Annotated in this window: 21 protein-coding genes and 1 pseudogene; 9 read left to right on the plus strand and 13 right to left on the minus strand. The window is 62.3% G+C overall.

Annotation, left to right across the window (positions count from 1 at the left end):
* The 7 genes and pseudogenes from QZ648_RS24265 to QZ648_RS24290 all read right to left on the minus strand — a co-directional run.
* Nucleotides 1-183, minus strand: a pseudogene (locus tag QZ648_RS24265) (recombinase family protein); the annotation flags it as partial.
* A complete protein-coding gene (locus tag QZ648_RS24270) occupies nucleotides 177-566 on the minus strand; it encodes a type II toxin-antitoxin system VapC family toxin (RefSeq protein WP_291998534.1) in 390 nt (129 codons plus the stop codon). The pseudogene QZ648_RS24265 and the gene QZ648_RS24270, both read right to left, overlap by 7 nt.
* Entirely contained in the window at nucleotides 560-820 is a 261-nt protein-coding gene (locus QZ648_RS24275; protein WP_291983004.1) for a type II toxin-antitoxin system VapB family antitoxin, read from the minus strand. The genes QZ648_RS24270 and QZ648_RS24275 overlap by 7 nt, the downstream gene beginning before the upstream one ends.
* 726 nt (nucleotides 821-1,546) lie before the next feature.
* Nucleotides 1,547-2,185, minus strand: a complete 639-nt coding sequence (locus QZ648_RS25225) for a PIN domain-containing protein (protein ID WP_366144243.1) — start codon at nucleotides 2,183-2,185, stop codon at nucleotides 1,547-1,549.
* Between the two features lie 273 nt (nucleotides 2,186-2,458).
* A complete protein-coding gene (locus QZ648_RS24280; RefSeq protein WP_291998535.1) occupies nucleotides 2,459-2,971 on the minus strand; it encodes a hypothetical protein in 513 nt (170 codons plus the stop codon).
* Nucleotides 2,972-3,033: 62 nt separating this feature from the next.
* Complete coding sequence (locus QZ648_RS24285) at nucleotides 3,034-3,684, minus strand: GIY-YIG nuclease family protein (protein WP_291998536.1); 651 nt, start codon at nucleotides 3,682-3,684, stop codon at nucleotides 3,034-3,036.
* Nucleotides 3,685-3,960: 276 nt separating this feature from the next.
* Nucleotides 3,961-4,371 carry a transcriptional repressor gene (locus QZ648_RS24290; RefSeq protein WP_291998537.1) on the minus strand — a complete coding sequence of 137 codons (411 nt, stop codon included), beginning with the start codon at nucleotides 4,369-4,371 and terminating at the stop codon, nucleotides 3,961-3,963.
* A 77-nt stretch (nucleotides 4,372-4,448) separates the two neighbouring features.
* Here QZ648_RS24290 and QZ648_RS24295 point away from each other — a divergent pair, with 77 nt between their 5' ends.
* On the plus strand, nucleotides 4,449-5,252 hold the full coding sequence (locus tag QZ648_RS24295; protein WP_291998538.1) for a ZIP family metal transporter: 804 nt from the start codon (nucleotides 4,449-4,451) through the stop codon (nucleotides 5,250-5,252).
* 16 nt (nucleotides 5,253-5,268) lie between these two features.
* Entirely contained in the window at nucleotides 5,269-5,673 is a 405-nt protein-coding gene (locus tag QZ648_RS24300; RefSeq protein ID WP_291998539.1) for a DUF2796 domain-containing protein, read from the plus strand.
* Between the two features lie 62 nt (nucleotides 5,674-5,735).
* Here the strand turns inward: QZ648_RS24300 and QZ648_RS24305 are convergent, their stop codons facing one another.
* Together QZ648_RS24305 and QZ648_RS24310 are read right to left on the minus strand one after the other, a co-directional pair.
* A complete protein-coding gene (locus QZ648_RS24305) occupies nucleotides 5,736-6,011 on the minus strand; it encodes a type II toxin-antitoxin system RelE/ParE family toxin (RefSeq protein ID WP_291998540.1) in 276 nt (91 codons plus the stop codon).
* Nucleotides 6,011-6,280, minus strand: coding sequence for a ribbon-helix-helix domain-containing protein (locus QZ648_RS24310; protein ID WP_291998541.1), 270 nt, complete (start codon nucleotides 6,278-6,280; stop codon nucleotides 6,011-6,013). Before QZ648_RS24310 ends, QZ648_RS24305 begins: the two co-directional genes overlap by 1 nt.
* Nucleotides 6,281-6,511: 231 nt before the next feature.
* Here QZ648_RS24310 and QZ648_RS24315 point away from each other — a divergent pair, with 231 nt between their 5' ends.
* From QZ648_RS24315 to QZ648_RS24335, 5 genes are all read left to right on the plus strand, one after another.
* Nucleotides 6,512-7,072, plus strand: coding sequence for a recombinase family protein (locus QZ648_RS24315; protein ID WP_291998542.1), 561 nt, complete (start codon nucleotides 6,512-6,514; stop codon nucleotides 7,070-7,072).
* A 2-nt stretch (nucleotides 7,073-7,074) separates the two neighbouring features.
* Nucleotides 7,075-10,044: a Tn3 family transposase gene (locus QZ648_RS24320; RefSeq protein ID WP_291998543.1), complete on the plus strand. Its 2,970-nt coding sequence runs from the start codon at nucleotides 7,075-7,077 to the stop codon at nucleotides 10,042-10,044.
* 172 nt (nucleotides 10,045-10,216) lie between these two features.
* Complete coding sequence (locus tag QZ648_RS24325) at nucleotides 10,217-10,924, plus strand: ATP-binding cassette domain-containing protein (RefSeq protein WP_043567268.1); 708 nt, start codon at nucleotides 10,217-10,219, stop codon at nucleotides 10,922-10,924.
* Entirely contained in the window at nucleotides 10,921-12,177 is a 1,257-nt protein-coding gene (locus QZ648_RS24330; protein WP_291998544.1) for an ABC transporter permease, read from the plus strand. Before QZ648_RS24325 ends, QZ648_RS24330 begins: the two co-directional genes overlap by 4 nt.
* 2 nt (nucleotides 12,178-12,179) lie before the next feature.
* Nucleotides 12,180-12,716, plus strand: coding sequence for a DUF3299 domain-containing protein (locus QZ648_RS24335; RefSeq protein WP_291998545.1), 537 nt, complete (start codon nucleotides 12,180-12,182; stop codon nucleotides 12,714-12,716).
* Between the two features lie 508 nt (nucleotides 12,717-13,224).
* Here the strand turns inward: QZ648_RS24335 and QZ648_RS24340 are convergent.
* From QZ648_RS24340 to QZ648_RS24355, 4 genes are all read right to left on the minus strand, one after another.
* Entirely contained in the window at nucleotides 13,225-13,509 is a 285-nt protein-coding gene (locus tag QZ648_RS24340; protein ID WP_291998546.1) for an integration host factor subunit beta, read from the minus strand.
* Between the two features lie 265 nt (nucleotides 13,510-13,774).
* Complete coding sequence (locus QZ648_RS24345) at nucleotides 13,775-14,785, minus strand: tyrosine-type recombinase/integrase (protein WP_291998547.1); 1,011 nt, start codon at nucleotides 14,783-14,785, stop codon at nucleotides 13,775-13,777.
* Nucleotides 14,782-15,072, minus strand: coding sequence for a type II toxin-antitoxin system RelE/ParE family toxin (locus tag QZ648_RS24350; RefSeq protein ID WP_291998548.1), 291 nt, complete (start codon nucleotides 15,070-15,072; stop codon nucleotides 14,782-14,784). Before QZ648_RS24350 ends, QZ648_RS24345 begins: the two co-directional genes overlap by 4 nt.
* A complete protein-coding gene (locus QZ648_RS24355) occupies nucleotides 15,065-15,325 on the minus strand; it encodes a type II toxin-antitoxin system ParD family antitoxin (protein ID WP_042331304.1) in 261 nt (86 codons plus the stop codon). The genes QZ648_RS24350 and QZ648_RS24355 overlap by 8 nt, the downstream gene beginning before the upstream one ends.
* Nucleotides 15,326-15,581: 256 nt before the next feature.
* Between QZ648_RS24355 and QZ648_RS24360 the strand changes: the two genes are divergently transcribed.
* Complete coding sequence (locus tag QZ648_RS24360) at nucleotides 15,582-15,860, plus strand: antitoxin of toxin-antitoxin stability system (RefSeq protein WP_291997256.1); 279 nt, start codon at nucleotides 15,582-15,584, stop codon at nucleotides 15,858-15,860.
* The gene (locus QZ648_RS24365; RefSeq protein ID WP_291997257.1) at nucleotides 15,857-16,141 is read left to right on the plus strand and encodes a type II toxin-antitoxin system RelE/ParE family toxin; all 285 of its coding nucleotides are present in this window, start codon (nucleotides 15,857-15,859) and stop codon (nucleotides 16,139-16,141) included. Before QZ648_RS24360 ends, QZ648_RS24365 begins: the two co-directional genes overlap by 4 nt.
* Nucleotides 16,142-16,439: the final 298 nt, after the last annotated feature.

A 16,439-nucleotide genomic window follows, 5' to 3' on the forward strand; every position in this document is an offset into this window, starting at 1 on the left:
CCACACCACCAGGTTGTCGCCGGCACGCATGAAGTCGAGTACCGCCTTCAATTCCGGGCGATCGCGTTTGGCGCCGCTGGCGGTCTCCTCGAAGACGCGCTCGCAACCGGCTTCCTGCAGCGCATCAAGTTGCAGGTGCGGTTTCTGATCGCGCGTGGAGACGCGTGCGTAGCCGATCAGCATCTCTGGATGTCCGTCCGCGCGAAGTCGTTGCCGACAAACAGCAGCGGCTCGCCGAGCGAGGCGGCTAAGGCGTAGACGGCGCAGTCGCCGAAGTTGAGCTGAGCCGGGTGTCCCTGACCTTTGCCATAACGTATGAAAGCTGCATCAGCGAGCCGCGCCTGGCGTTCATCGAACGGCATGACGACGGCGCCGATTTCCTCCAGGAAGCGCTGCAGCTTGCCGACCATGGTCGGATGTTCGCGGGCGCGCACGACAATATGCGCTTCGAGCAGGCTCACCGCCCAGAGGCGACAAACCGGGTTCGCTTCCAGCGCCGCTACGATGCGCTCGCGCTCCGGTTCGTGCTTGAGCCAGGCGAGGATGGCTGAGGTGTCGATCACCATACGCCGTGCTCGTTGTAGCCCAGTACTTCATCATCGCTGCGCAGGTCGGTCGGAACGGGCGCGGGAACCGCGTCGACCTCTTTCGCCAGCGCCGCCAACCGCTCACGCAACGGGGCCTTCCGCGTGGTCAAGCCGCGTAGGCCAGCCAGCGATATCAGGCTTTCCCGCAATACCTCGGTGACGGAGACGCCTTCGGCGACGGCGATTTGCTCCGCCAGGCGCTCCATTTGAATGTCTTCGATCACGATGGCCATGTTTTTTTTCTCCTGTTACTCGACTACATAGTGGACGTTTCGGGAGAACCAATCAAGGGATAGTTTTGGGAGACGATAGGGCCTCGACTGGATCGATCTGGAAAATCACCAGCGGACCTCCCACAAACGAGGGTTTCCGGGAGGTTATGCGGCCAGGGGTAGCCGCCGGTTCATATCCAGTTCGATCCGCCCGTACGGATTGACGTGGTGATAGATCAGCGGCGACAGCGCTCGCCAGTCGTCGGCCGTCATGCGCTCGCGCCACACCGGCTCGGCCAGTACCTCCTGGATGAAGGGGTTGTAAGCCGGAACCCCAGAATATGCGTCAATCTGAGGCGGGTAGAACGAGAAGTTGTGTCATCCGCCGGCACCTGAGCATCTCTACGCTTCCCACGGATTGATGACGGATGCTGGCGGCCTCATAGGGACTTGCGGGGGTCGTCTCAGAAAACGGAAAATAAAGCACGCTAAGGAGGCTCACTCAGTGCACTCTTGGCTGTACTCAGAGTCGCCCTGCAGGCTTGTTTCGTAGTCCTGGCCGCCGTAGAACATGGCGATGATCGAAACCTGCTCAGCGTCTGCGTCGAGGGCGACCACAAAATTCGGCAATATTCGCCAACCAAGCTTTTGTCATTTTTCGTGACGGTCTCTTAACGACCCAAAGGCGACGCACGAAACTGGAAGAGTGACCACTCGGAGTGGTGCTTCTACAGCATCAACATGTGGCTATTGTGCATAACTCACTACGCAATCCCGACACAACCATTTTCCATCATCAAAAATGCCACCGGCCATACCCTTCGTCTCGTGGCAGCCACTACACTCTGCATCAGTTCGAGGGCCGTAATACCTGAATCTTTGTGGCTCCCGATAGCCTGGGTCTGGGGGGGTTGAAAAACAGCCGCAGTTAGAGCACCAAAGGCCCCCACGATGCTCTATCGTGCTTGCTTTAACACATCGTATGCATAGGACTTTCTCTGACATTGGCGGCAGAACGTCCGAGCTGGGAATAAGTTCTGTCATGCAGGTTATTCTGTTGCATTTAAGCCCGCTTTTGTTCAGGTGGGAAAGCAGAGGGTCAAATCCCTTGTCTTTTGAAAGCACAAAGCACTCTGTTTGCGGTTCAGTTTCCATGGTTCGTCCCAGCTGAAAAGCGATGTGAAAGTCCAAAGCATTTTTTCCAGAACCTTCAATCCTTTGGAGCTTTACGCGATCAAAGGAATGGGGAGTGTCTGTCATCTTTAACGCCTTTGGCGGTTTCTGCTTAAAACCCACAAACACGATGGCACGGTAGGAGTCGTCGAGACCGGAAAGATCTATTTTAGTGATGTTCTCGTAGTCAACAAGGATGAGTTTTCTAGTCATGGGAATGGCGTTTAGTGGTTATGCCGGTCCTTACGTGTCAACTGGACTCTACCCTTGCATCACAAGACCATATGTTGATCAGTAAGCGCCGAGTTTTGTTGTTTCCTGCTGCCCGCCAGCTCCCGTTCGACGTTTCGGTAAGGCAGGCTTAAAATCTGTCGTCACTATCCTATAATTCGCAGTTTTTGAACGGCAGCGATCGACCCAGAGGCGACCTTCGTCTTGGCTGGGAACAGTGTCCAGCGACCGAAGGGGGCGAGGTTGAGCGTCATGCTAGGCCGCACCCAAGTATGGTTGGAAGAGAGCTTTGAGTTCGCGGCTTTCCTTGGCGAACCAGTCTACGAGCGCCTCCACATTCTCCTCGGCGGTGGTGTACGCACGATCAAGGGGATTGTGCTGCCCGCCCGCAATGCGGTCGACAAGCCTCTGGAGGTTCCACGCGCCATTAACGAAGGCCGTGGCCTTCTCCTCAACATCCGGCATGTCCAGATGTCCGTGCTGCTCGATTTCCCACTTGAAAGTATCGATGCGCTCCGTGAGCTCCCGGCTTCGGTTTACTTCGCCCATGTGATAAAGCGTCCAGTACGTCGAGCAGTACTTCGAGAAGTGGTGCATTGACTGGAACACCTGCAGCCGCAACGGGCGGCGGCTTTCGCGAACCGCAATGAGATTGGCCCGTTCTGCAGCTGTTCTTTGCCCGTGTGCGTAAATCGCCGATGAAACGGAGATCAGCAACGCGATGGCTGCAATGACGTCGGAGACCTTGATGTCCAGATCAAGCGGCATAACGTTATAGCCGGCGCAGCTTTGCTGCGTCCGGCGCCGAAGGTACGTGGTCGATAGTTTTGTTAGACGTCATATGCCCCCTTGTTCCACTTGGGCTTGAGGCTAGCAATCAAGCTGTCTTCAAGGCCGGCCGCGAGATTAACGTGGAATCCGCCGTAGTAGAGGAGACCGTTATCGGGCAGCGCATGCACTTTAACGCTTGCACCGCCAGAGAGAAGCGCCCCAATAAGCTTATTTCCCTTGATGTTCGTGGACTGCGTAGGCCCCGGATTCTGGTACCCATACATGCGCTTCTTCAACGAGCGCACCGTCTTTCCGACGTACATAACTGTCTCGCCTGAGACGAACGCGTAGAGGACGTTGGGCGCGGCAGCGTTATCTGTAAGAATGCACTTCAGGCGCCCTTCTTGTAGGCGCCACTCGCCGCATTCACGAAAACCCATGTCCTTCAATCTATCAACTGGGGAAGCGGACGGTTCCATAACGTCTACCAAATAGCGTTCATCTGCCGCCGCAAGAGCGCCGGACTCAACCGCTGCCAGCATCTGGCGAGCTAGGTCGATAGCATACTCCATGATCGCTTCAATGACGGGTTTGGGCAAACTTTCCCCACCGGCAGCTTGTGGCCGAATGCTGTCTGATGACAAATGGAATCCGACCGTCTCGTCACGACCCAGACGAGACGTTCGCCTATCGTTGGCATCAATGGCCACAGTCTGACCTGGACCGGCCACTCAGCGGCTCCCTGTGAACCTCGGCTCCAAGTCCAGCGCCGCCGTTGGACCAGCCGATGCTCGGCGACAACCGAACGAAGCGTGGCTGGCGACCTCTGGCCTGGAATCTTGTCTGAACGGCAGCTTCTCCACAACGCGAAGTAATCCTGCCCGCTGTTGTTGTCATTCAGGCTCAAGGTGGATCGTCAAACGCGTCAGCGTCAATCGGCCAATCCTTAGCCACGTATGGCGCAGCGCGAAGCAGCAGGAGCCGTTTCAGGCGGACTGCCCCGCGCACTGCGCGCAAGTGCCGCGCACGTCGAACTCGACCGCGTCGAGTCTGAATCCGCGCGGCAGCTTCGGTGGTGGCGGTGGCGCTGCCTTGAGGCACGAGACGCCGCCGCAGCTGGTGCAGCGAAAATGGATGTGGCCATCGTGCTGGCGGTGCGGACCACTGGCCGAAAAGCGGAACACGCCGCGCGTATCGACTGCCTTGAGTGCCAGGCCGCAAGCCACCAGCGAATCGAGGACGCGGTAGAGCGTGACGCGATCAACGTCGGGCAGCAAGGACTCGATGTCGGCGTGGCTCATCGGCTGGGTTGCCGCCTGCAGCGCCTCAAGGGAACGCACACGGCCCGGCGTAACTCTGACACCGGCAGCGCGCAGCAGATCGACAGGATTGGACATAGCGCAATGGGAACACAGCCAGCTTTATTTTGCAACCTGGTTGTATTTGCAACACAGTTGTGTTTGAATCCGCCCCCATGTCTTCGCTGCCTTTACTTGTCCAGATCACGCTCGCCTGCCTGCTTGGCGGGCTGCTTTCCGTTGCTGCGGCGGCGCTGGTGATGTTCCGCTTGCCGAAGAAGTGGCTCGGTTTTACCGTCAGTTTCTCGACCGGCCTGCTGCTGGCGACGGCGACGCTGCACCTGCTGCCCGAGGCGCTTGAATCGGGACTGACGCCACACGAAGTATTCCCGCTGCTGCTCACCGGCATTCTCGGGTTCTTCGCGCTCGAGAAATTCGCACTCTGGCGTCATGCCCACGGCGGCGGCGAGACCGCTGCCGATAACGGCGTCACTCTCTGCGACGATCACCCGCACAGCCATCACCATCGGCATGACGAGCATGGGGAAACCGTGTCGATCCTCGTCGGCGACGGCTTCCACAACTTCACCGACGGCCTGCTGATTGCCGCCGCGTTCCTCGCCGACCCGGCCCTCGGCTGGGCCACCACGCTGGCGATCATCGCCCACGAAGTGCCGCAGGAGGCCGGCGACTTCGCCATTCTGCTCGCCGCCGGCTGGGCACGTGGCCGTGCGCTGTTCTGGAACGGCGTTTCGAGTCTGACCGCCCTAGCCGGCGGCATCATCGGCTACTTCGCACTGGAACGGATGCTCGACTGGGTGCCGCATATTCTCACCCTCGCCGCCGCCAGTTTCCTCTATATCGCTGTTGCCGACCTGATGCCGCGCCTCAAGCGCGAGCAACAGGCAATCGGCTGGCACGGCCTGCTGCTCGCCGCCGGCATTGCCATCGTGGTCTTCGGCAGCGGCCATTCGCACTGACCCAAGGAGACGCTCCATGAACGCACAGGTTCTGCTCGCCGCCACCCTCATCTGCGGCATGCCCTTCGCCCATGCCCAGCACAAGCACGTGCATGGCGAAGGCCGGCTCGATGCCGTCATCGACGAGGGCAGCATCTCGCTCGACGTGGAGCTGCCGCTCGATGCGGTGGTTGGCTTCGAGCGCGCGCCAAAGAACGATAAGCAAAAGGCCGCGCTCGCCGGCGCGGAGAAAATCCTCAACGACGCTGCCACGCTGTGGCAGCCGACCCCGGCTGCCGGCTGCAGCGTGCAGTCGGTGCAGGTCGGCATGCCCAAGTTTGATGGCGAACATGCCGACATCGACGCGAACTATGTTTTTCGCTGCACCGATTTCGCCGCATTAAAGGGGTCAGCTCACGAAACGGAAAAAATCGTACGCTAAGGAATAGCTCGCCCAAGCTCGTTCCCTGCCGACGTTGCGAGACAGGTTGGCGGCAGGGCCTATCAGCGATCCTCTCGGGTGTGCCACAGCCGCAACACGTAGATGGTGGTTTCCGTAAGTTCATAGCGCATCTCGTAATGCCCCACGAGAATCCGGCGCACCTCGCGCGGCTCGAACTCCTCAATCCGTTCGCCGATGCGTGGGTTGGCCAGCAAGGCAGACGGCGCGGCCGCTAGCGCCTGTACGGTGCGCGCAGCCGCCGGTTTGTTTACCGGGGCCAGAAATTCGTATAGACGAGCCAGGTCGAAGAGCGCCTTGCTGGTCCATTTCAGTTCCATCAACGCGGCACCGGCAACGGCGTGTCGGAGCTGAGGCTATCGGCCCATGCCTGCACGGCTTGGTGGTCGATGACCCGGCCGGCGTCCACATCGGCCAGTGCCTCGCGGGTCAGGCGACTGCGCTCTTCCTCCTGGTCGACCCAGGCCGACAGCGCTTGTTTCATGATCCAGCCGCGCGACCTCTCAAGCCGAGCGGCCATCTGATCGACCTTCTCGGCCAAGGGGATGGGAACATGTGCGGTCAGCACTTTGGTTTCGGTCTGTGCCATTGCGAAATCTCCTTCGTTTGTCTGACAGCTCTGCTCATTTATGATTGCAATATAATCATAGTGATTTACAGTGAATCCTTCAAGCAAGGTGTCATCTTGAGCTATACGCTAACCTGGCGTCAGAGCACCCGGCTGCGAGAGCGTCAGAATAGACTCACCTTCCGAATTGATTGACACGCACCGTCAAGGGTCATAGATTTCTTCCTGACACATTGCCCTCAGGAGGACACCTTGCACGGTCAGCGCATCGGCTACGTCCGCGTTAGCAGCTTCGACCAGAACCCGGAACGCCAGCTTGAGCAGGTTTCGGTGAACCGGCTGTTCACCGACAAGGCATCGGGTAAGGACACCCAGCGCCCCGAGCTGGAACGGCTACTCGCCTTCGTGCGCGAGGGCGACACGGTGGTGGTGCACAGCATGGACCGCCTGGCGCGCAACCTCGACGACCTGCGCCGCTTGGTGCAGGGCCTCACCCAGCGTGGCGTGCGCATCGAATTCGTCAAGGAAAGCCTTACCTTCACCGGCGAGGACTCTCCGATGGCGAACCTGATGCTGTCGGTAATGGGCGCGTTCGCCGAGTTCGAGCGCGCCCTGATCCGCGAGCGGCAGCGCGAGGGTATCTCGCTCGCCAAGCAGCGCGGGGCCTACCGGGGCCGCAAGAAGGCGCTATCGCCGGAGCGGGTGGCCGAGCTGCGCCGGCTGGCCGCCGCCGGTGAGCAGAAAGCCAAGCTCGCCCGCGAGTTCGGCATCAGCCGCGAAACCATCTACCAATACCTGAGAACGGATGACTGACCATGCCGCGCCGCAGTTTGCTGACGCCCGCCGACCGCACCGGCCTGCTTGCCTTCCCGACTACTGACGACGACCTCATCCGGCATTACACCTTCTCCGAACCCGACCTGTCGGTGATCCGCCAACGGCGCGGCAATCACAACCGGCTCGGTTTCGCGGTACAGTTGTGCTACCTGCGCTATCCCGGTTTCGCCCTGCCGACGGATGCGGAGCCGCCCGCGTCCCTGCTGAACATCGTCGGCCGCCAGTTGCGCATTGAGCCGGACGCCTGGCCGCAGTACGCGCAGCGGCCGGAAACCCGGCGCGAGCACCTGCTGGAGTTGCAGGCATGGCTGAACCTGGCGCCGTTCGCTGCCGCCGACTACCACCGCTTCGTTCACCAGCTCGCCGAACTGGCCCAGCAGACCGACCGGGGCCTCGTGCTGGCCGAGGCGCTGGTCGAGTTGCTGCGGCAGCAGCACATCATCCTGCCGGCCATCGATGTCATCGAGCGTGTATGTAGCGAGGCGCATACGCGCGGCACGCGCCAGGTGTACGAGGCACTGACCGCGCCGCTGGCCGATCATCATCGTCGTGCGCTCGACGCGCTGCTGGCGATCCGCGACGGCACCAAGGGCAGCGGGCTGATCTGGCTGCGCCAGCCGCCCGGCCCGCCCAAGCCCAAGCATGTGCTGACCCACCTGGAGCGGCTGAAGGCCCTTCGCGACTTGGCGCTGGTGGACGGGTTGGAGCACGCCGTCCACCAGAACCGCCTGCTGAAGCTCGCCCGCGAAGGCGGACAGATGACGGCCCAGCACCTGCGCGACCTGGAGCCGAACCGGCGCTATGCGACCCTGGTCGCGGTGATCCTCGACACCCGCGCCACCCTGATCGACGAGATCATCGACCTGCACGACCGGTTCATGGGCGCGTTGTTCAGCAAGGCCAAGCGCAACCATGCCGACCGTTTCCAACAGTCCGGCAAGGCGATCAACGACAAGGTGCGACTGTACTCGCGCATCGGCCGCGCCCTGGTGGAAGCCAAGCAGTCAGGCGGCGATCCGTTCGCCGCCATCGAGGCCATCATCCCGTGGGAGGTGTTCACCGAGAGCATCACCCAGGCGGAGCTGCTGGCTCAGCCGGAAGGTTTCGACTTCCTCGCGCTGGTCGGCGACGGCTTCAACCAGCTCCGGCGCTACACGCCGGTCCTGCTGGGAGCGCTGACTATGAAGGCCGCACCGGTGGCACGCGAACTGCTCGCGGCCGTCGATGTGCTCAAAGGGATGAACGAGCGCCAGGCCCGTAAGGTGCCGGACGATGCGCCCACGTCGTTCGTGCGCAAGCGCTGGGAAAGCCTGGTGCGCACAGAAGATGGGTTGGACCGGCGCTACTACGAGCTGTGCGTCCTCGCCGAGTTGAAAAACGCGCTGCGCTCCGGCGACATCTGGGTCCAGGGCTCGCGCCAGTTCAAGGACTTTGAGGACTACCTGCTGCCGCCGCCGCGTTTCGCGGCGCAGCGCGAGCAGCGGGAACTAGGTCTGGCCGTCGAAACCGACTGCGGGCGCTTCCTGGAGGCGCGCCTCACGGTGCTGCAAGGGCAACTGGCGACGGTGGAGCGGCTGGCTGCCGCCAACGAACTGCCCGACGCCGCCATCACCAGCACCGGCCGGCTCAAGATTTCGCCGCTGGACAACGGCGTGCCCGACGATGCCGAGGCGCTGATGCAACAGTCGTACAGCCTTCTGCCGCACCTGAAGATCACCGAGCTTCTGCTGGAGGTCGATGGCTGGACCGGCTTCAGCCGCCACTTCAAGCACCTCAAGAGCGGCGCGGCGGCCGAAGATCAATACCTGCTGCTGACCACCATCCTGGCCGACGCCATCAATCTTGGCCTTTCCAAGATGGCCGAATCCTGCCCGGGCGTGACCTACGCCAAGCTGACCTGGTTGCAAGCGTGGCACATCCGCGACGAGACCTATTCGGCGGGGCTGGCCGAGCTGGTCAACGCGCAGTTCCGTCAGCCGTTCGCCGTCTATTGGGGCGACGGCACCACGTCGTCGTCGGACGGCCAGAACTTCAAGGCCGGCGGCAGAGGCCATGCCGCCGGCCAAGTTAACCTGAAGTACGGGCAGGAGCCGGGGGTGCAGTTCTACACCCACATCTCCGACCAGTACGCGCCGTTCCACACCAAGGTCATCAATGCCACGGTGCGCGACGCCACCCATGTCTTGGACGGGCTGCTGCACCACGAATCCGACCTGCGCATCAAGGAGCACTACACCGACACGGCCGGCTTCACCGATCACCTGTTCGCGCTGATGCACCTGCTGGGCTTCCGCTTCGCGCCGCGCATCCGCGACCTGACCGACAAGCGCCTGTACATCCACGGCGACGCCAAGCAGTACCCGACGCTCGCCGGCCTAATCGGCGGCAGCGTCAACGTGAAACACATTCGCGCCCATTGGGACGAGATCCTGCGCTTGGCCGCGTCGATCAAGCAGGGCACGGTAACGGCCTCGCTGATGCTCCGGAAGCTTGGCAGCTACCCGCGTCAGAATGGCCTGGCCGTGGCCTTACGCGAGCTGGGTCGCATCGAGCGCACGCTGTTCGCGCTCGACTGGATGCAGAACGTCGAGCTGCGTCGCCGAGTGCAGGTCGGCCTGAACAAGGGCGAGGCCAAGAACGCACTGGCCCGCGCCGTGTTCCTGAACCGGCTCGGTGAAATCCGCGACCGCAGTTTCGAGAACCAGCGCTACCGCGCCAGCGGCCTCAACCTGGTGGTGGCGGCCATCATCCTGTGGAACACGGTCTACCTGGAGCGGGCGATCCAGGCGCTGCGCGACTCGGGCAAGGACATCGACGAGAGGCTGCTGCCGCACCTCTCGCCGCTGGGCTGGGAGCACATCAACCTGACCGGCGACTACATCTGGCGGCAGAACAAACACGTCGAGCAGGGCAAGTTCCGGTCGCTGCGGGTGCTCGGTGAGGCTTAGCGTACGATTTTTCCCGTTTCGTGAGCTGACCCCTTAAAGGGCATCGAGACGACGCTGTTCAAGCTTTTCAAGCGCCTCTACCGTCTCGAAAGCCAGCGCAGCGGCCCCGTCGGTCAGGGCGCGCAACGGCTGACGCCGAAGAAGCCGGTGCTCGTCTGGTAAGCTCGCCAGCATGACCCACAGCGTCGATCAGGCGATCCGCATCAAGGAACTCACCTACCGCTGGCCGCGCCAGTGCGCAGACTGTCTCGCCATCTCGCACTTCGCCGTTGCGCACGGCGAGCGTGTGTTCCTGCATGGCCCGAGCGGCAGCGGCAAGAGCACCCTGCTCGCGCTGCTCGGCGGTGTGGCGCTGCCGCAGACAGGACGTATCGAGTTGCTTGGCCAGCCGCTGACCGCACTGTCCGCCCATGCGCGCGACCGCTTCCGCGCCGACCACGTCGGCTTCGTCTTCCAGCAGTTCAACCTGTTGCCCTGGTTGTCCGCTCGTGACAATGTGCTGCTGCCCTGCATCTTCTCGACCCGGCGGCGTGAGCGGGCCGGCGATCCGCAACAGGCTGCCGCCCGTTTGCTGACCCATCTCGACCTCGCGCCTGCGCTCTGGCAGAAACCCGCGGCCGAACTCTCGGTCGGCCAGCAGCAGCGCGTCGCGGCGGCTCGCGCCCTCATTGGCCAACCCGGAATCCTCATCGCCGACGAGCCGACCTCGGCGCTCGACGCGCCGCGTCAGCAAGCTTTCATCGACCTGCTGCTCGCCGAGACCGCCGCCGCGAATGCCGCCCTGCTGTTCGTCAGCCACGATGTACGGCTCGCTGCGCACTTTGACCGCACGGTGGCACTCGCGGAGGTCAATTGCGCGGCCACGGAGGCCGCCACATGAGGGCCGTGCTGCTCCTTGCACTCAAGAGCGCCTGGGCGCGTCGCCTGACACTGGGCATTGCCCTGGTCGCCATCGCCCTGGCCAGCGCGCTGCTGCTCGCGGTCGAGCGCGTGCGCAGCGACGCACGCGCGAGCTTCACGCAGTCGGTATCGGGCGTCGACCTCGTCGTCGGCGCGCGCAGTGGCGCCGTGCAGCTGATGCTCTACGCGGTCTTCCACTCCGGCAGCGCGACCAACAACATGCGCTGGGAGAGCTTCGAAGCGCTAGCGACCCATCCGGCGGTCGATTGGGCCGTGCCGCTGTCGCTCGGCGACAGTCACCGCGGCTTCCCGGTGCTCGGTACCTCGGCCGCCTACTTCGATCGGCTGCGCTACGGCGACCGGCAGGCACTGACCTTTTCCGCCGGCAAGCCTTTCGCCGAGGTCTTCGAAGCGGTGCTCGGCAGCGAAGTGGCCGCGCAGCTCGGCTACCGCCCTGGCGACCACATCACGCTCTCGCACGGCATGGCTGAACTCGGTCCGGAACATGAGGATAAGCCGTTCACGGTCGTCGGCATCCTCGCACCGACCGGTACGCCGGTCGACCGCACGGTGCACGTTGACCTCGCGGCGATCACCGCGATCCACCTCGACTGGGCCGGCGGCGCCCCACTACCGGGCCTCGCCATTCCCGCCGAACAGGTGCGCAAATTCGATCTTCAGCCGCAGGAGATCACTGCGATGCTGATCGGCCTCAAGAGCCGTAGAGACGTCTTCCGCCTGCAGCGCCACATCAACGGCTATCGCGGCGAGCCGCTGCTCGCGGTGATGCCTGGCGTGGCGCTCGACGAACTTTGGCAGACGCTCGCCACGGTCGAGCAGACCCTGCTCGCGCTCTCCGCGCTGGTTGTCGCGGTTGGCCTCGCCGGACTCACGGCCACGCTGCTCGCTGGCCTCAACGAACGCCGACGCGAACTCGCCATCCTGCGCGCACTCGGCGCCGGCCCACGCGAAATATTCATGATGCTCACCGTCGAAGGCCTGCTGGTCACCGCACTCGGCGTTCTTCTCGGCGCGGCGCTCCTGGCGGCGGGCATCGTCGCGTTGGGGCCATTGCTGCGGGAGTACGGCGTCCATCTTGCACTGCGACCGCCCACCGCGAGCGAGTGGGGACTCGTCGTGTCCATACTCACCACCGGGCTTCTTGCCAGCCTGGTTCCCGGATGGCGTGCCTGGCGCATTTCGCTTGCCGACGGCCTCACACCACGGAATTGAACATGAAACGACTACTTCTGCTCGTTACGCTGATCTTCGCGACACCGCTCCTTGCCGCCAACCCCTGGCCGGAAATCACGTGGGACCACCTGGTACCGAAGGACTGGGATCCCTCGGCCGAATTCAAGACGCTCGACCTGACGACGATGCAGGACTCCGACCCACGAGCGATGGAGGCCCTCGAAAAGCTCAAGCATGCCTGGGAAAATGCGCCCGGCGAACCCGCCATGAATGGCCGCAAGGGGCGTATCGCGGGCTACGCTCTGCCACTGGAGCGGCAAGGAGACAAAGTCACCGAATTCCTGCTTGTCCCCTATTTTGGCGCCTGCATTCACACCCCGCCGCCGCCAGCAAACCAGATCATCCACGCCAAATCCGCCAAGCCACTGGCGGGCGTGAAGATGATGGTACCGGTCTGGGTCTACGGAGAATTCACGCTGCAACGCGCGGATACCACATGGGGCATCGCTGGCTATCAGCTGCGCGTGGACAAGATCGAGCCCTATGAGGAACCTCGGGACGAAGCGAGGAAGCAGTGAGAGCCGTCGGCGGTGACGCCGTTGACAGTGCGGACAGAAACCCGCTCCAGAGGATGGCCTCAGACGAGGACCGCGGGGACTCTCGGCGAGGGCGGTGGTGCCAGTGGACCTAAAGAAGGTTTCCATGAAGGTTCCGGCGCGGAATGGAACCGGATGACCAAACCACCCCTCCGGGCTTGCCGGAGTTACCTTGGGCAAAGGTCCTGCCACGTACGTAACCGTCTGCGCCAGGGCCGCTGAGCCAAGTATGTTGGCGATGCCCTTCTGGAACCGAGGGCGGGCATTTCCACGACTCCTGCCTACCGTATGCGGCGCCGGTAGTCTTGCCGAATTGGACGATTGGTTCATGTTGCCTGGTCGGCTGGTATTGGATCGCAACGGTCACTCGAACGGCCTGTCGCGCGGAGCGTTATCTGGCCGCTCATGGCCGATCTGAGACCATCAGTTTTGTTCTCCAGCATATCCGGAAGGCATACAGTCGCACGAGCAGAACGCAATCAAGAAGCGCTTATCTGCCCGAGTCGACCTTGATACGCAGTTCTTTCCCCGCCTGAAAGTGGGGTACCGCTTTCGCTGGAACCCGCACGGCCTCACCGGTTTTTGGGTTGCGCCCAGTACGTGGCGGCCGGTAGTTGAGCCCGAAGCTTCCGAAACCGCGTATTTCAATGCGGTCCCCCTTCGCCAGCGTGTTGCTCAGCGCTTCAAGAATGGCCTTGACCGCAAGTTCAGTATCTTTGGGGGTGAACTGCGGGAAGAGGGCGGCGAGTCGGTTGATGAGTTCAGAGCGGATCATCGGCGAATTTTACGCGGCACTTCCGCTCGGGAGCGGTGGCAAACCACACAACGCCAGGTGCGACAGCATCGATGAAGCATGGCAACTTCGACGCCCTCCGGGTGCTGAGCGCCGTCAGCTCAAGCCACGGGGGGCACGCCTCCGGCGCGACCCAGACGCCTTGCCGCTCGCCGACGCGATGAGGCACGTCGGCAGGATGTCGCGGCGGAAATCAAGAGTAAAAACCCAGTTGCCGGTGCTGACTGACAAAGAACTCGAGCATTCTCTAATAGGCCACTTTGAAGGTCGGACTGTCCTCCGGCCGGGTCTTGCGGTGATCGTAAATCCGCGTGGTGGCGATGTTGGCATGACCCAGCCACTCCTGCACCTTGGCAATGTCGGCCTGGTGATCAAGCGCGTTGGTCGCGGCGGTTGCCCGCAACGCGTGCGCCCCGATCGCGAAACCCAGCGCCGTTGAGTATTGCCGCACCAGTTTGTAAACCGCGTCGGGTGTGATCGCTTTTTCCAGTGTGCCGGTGCAGTTGTTGCGGATGGGCCGGAACAGGGCGCCGGCATCGTCCGCACCATGGTCCGCGACCTCAAGATAGTCCCCAATCAAGCCGCTGGCAGCGGGATGTAGTGGCACATAGCGGATCTTGCCGCCCTTGCCGAACACCTTCAGGTGCGGCACCCCACGCCGCTCGTGTTTGAAGTCCTTGACCTTCAAGCGGCACAGCTCCTCGCGGCGTAGCGCGTGATAGAGCAGGGTGGCCAGTAGGGCTCGGTCGCGCTTGCCTTTGAGCGAGGCGCCGTCCGGCGCGTCAAGCAGCTTGCGCGCCTGGTGGTCGCCGAGGGCAGGGGTCTTGCCTTCGTAGCTTTCCACCGACGGGCGCTTGACGCCCTTGACCGGGTTGTGGGTCACGGCGTTCTTCTCGCACAGGGACTCGAACAGCGACGACAGCGCCGCCAGGCGATGCCGTACGGTCATGCCGCTCAAGGCGCGCTGCACCAGGTCGTCGCGCCAGGCGATGACATGGGCGCGGGTGACGGTGCGAAATTCCTCGGGCTTCACGATGCCGGTGAACTTCATGAAATCCCCGATGGCGTTTTCGTAGGCGCGGCGGGTGGCCTTGTTGCCGAGATTGGCGAACCATTCGATCTCGGGCGGCACGTCAGCCAGGCGCTGGAACTGTTCGGCGGTCAGGAGCCGGGAAGCAACGGCCGGGATGGCGGGGAGGGGGCTTGTGTCGCTCACGGGGTGGTCATCCAATCCTTCGACAAGATCACGCCGGGTCATAGATGGCTTTTGACATCCATGGCGTCGTGAAGCACACGAACAATCTCAAGACGCTGACCGGCGCGGCGATAGAACACCAGGTGACGTTTCACATGCAGCCGCCGGTAGCCCGCTCGGACAGGATCGTACGGCGTCCCCAGCTCGGGAAACTTCAAAAGCCCCTGGATCTCGCGATCGAGGTCGTACAGATATTGATCCGCCTGCGCGGCGCCCCATTGCTGAACGGTGTAGCGCCAGATGTCCTTGAGGTCGCGGCGGGCGCGCGGGCGAACAAGCAGTTCAAGCATCCACGGAACCGCTCTTGGCCTCCTGGCGTGCCTCCTCGATGATCGACGCCATTGCGAACGGCACCGGTTCGCCGCTCGTCTCGCCCTCGACCAGGGCCTGACGTAAGGCGCTCACTTTTTGTTCGTGCTCTTCGAGCAGCCGCATCGCGGCGCGCACCACTTCGCTCTTGGACTCGAAGCGGCCGGCATCGATCTGCTGGGCGATGAAGCCTTCGAAGTGTTCACCCAGGGTGACGCTGGTGTTTCTCGGCATGACGGCTCCTTTCTGGGCTGGTCTTGTGTATTAGATACTAATACAGCGGCGGTCTGGCGTGCGCAACAGCTTGCAGGCATTTTGCTATTGATAAAATAGGTTATCAATAGTGCTGAAGCCTTGTCGAGCCCGTTGCCAAGCAGATGTGTGCCGGCACAGCTGATACAGCACCACTCGCCTTGTTGCACTTTGTGCGGCGCGCGATGTAATGATCATGTATATACTTGGTTAGTACCCTTTGACAGGAGGCCTGATCATGTCGAAAGAAGCCGTTTTCACAATGAAGCTGGAACCCGAGCTGCGCGCCGAGTTCATGGCGGAAGCCGAAGCCGCCCACCGCCCGGCGTCGCAGGTGCTGCGCGAGCTCATGCGCGAGTTTGTTCACCGCCAGCGCGAGGCACGGGACTACGATGAGTTCCTGCGCCACAAGGTCGAGGCCGGCCGGGCCTCGATGCGTGCCGGCCAGGGGCGATCGAACGATGAGATTGAAGCCGAGTTTTCCGCACGGCGTGCCAATGTGACGAATCGCCCGTGAGGGTCGTCTGGACACCAGAAGCGCAGCAGGACCGCACCGACGTATGGGACTACATCGCTGCCGACAACCCACGTGCGGCTTCGCGAATGGATGAGCTGTTCAGCGACGCAGCCGCCCTGCTGGCTCAGCATCCCCATCGTGGCAAGCCGGGGAGGATTCCCGGCACCCGCGAGCTGATCCCGCACGAAAGCTATCGCTTGGTGTATCAGATCGACGGCGAAACAGTGTGGATACTGACACTGGTTCATACGGCCCGCCTGTGGCCGCCTGTGCGCGATTAAGAAAGGATCTTAGCAACGACAAAGCAGCGCGCTAACCGACTGCTTTCGAGCCAGACCGTGGTCGGCGGTTGCCGGCCAGGAAGAGACGGTCGAGAAGTATGCCGAAAGCAGTCACTGAGCCGGCCTAGGTGTAGGATATGAGCCTAGCCTGCGGAGTGCCGATTTTCACGATTTTCTAATGCTGTATAGAAGCAACTAATATAGGGCGCAGAGCCTGCTTCGGTGAGGCTTTCAAAGCTCCGAGCGGCGCCAAGTTAGAGACTCGGCGTCGGAGTTATGTAGCAAAACTTCTCCCGAT

The organism is Candidatus Accumulibacter sp. ACC012 (assembly GCF_907163155.1).
GTDB lineage: Bacteria > Pseudomonadota > Gammaproteobacteria > Burkholderiales > Rhodocyclaceae > Accumulibacter > Accumulibacter delftensis.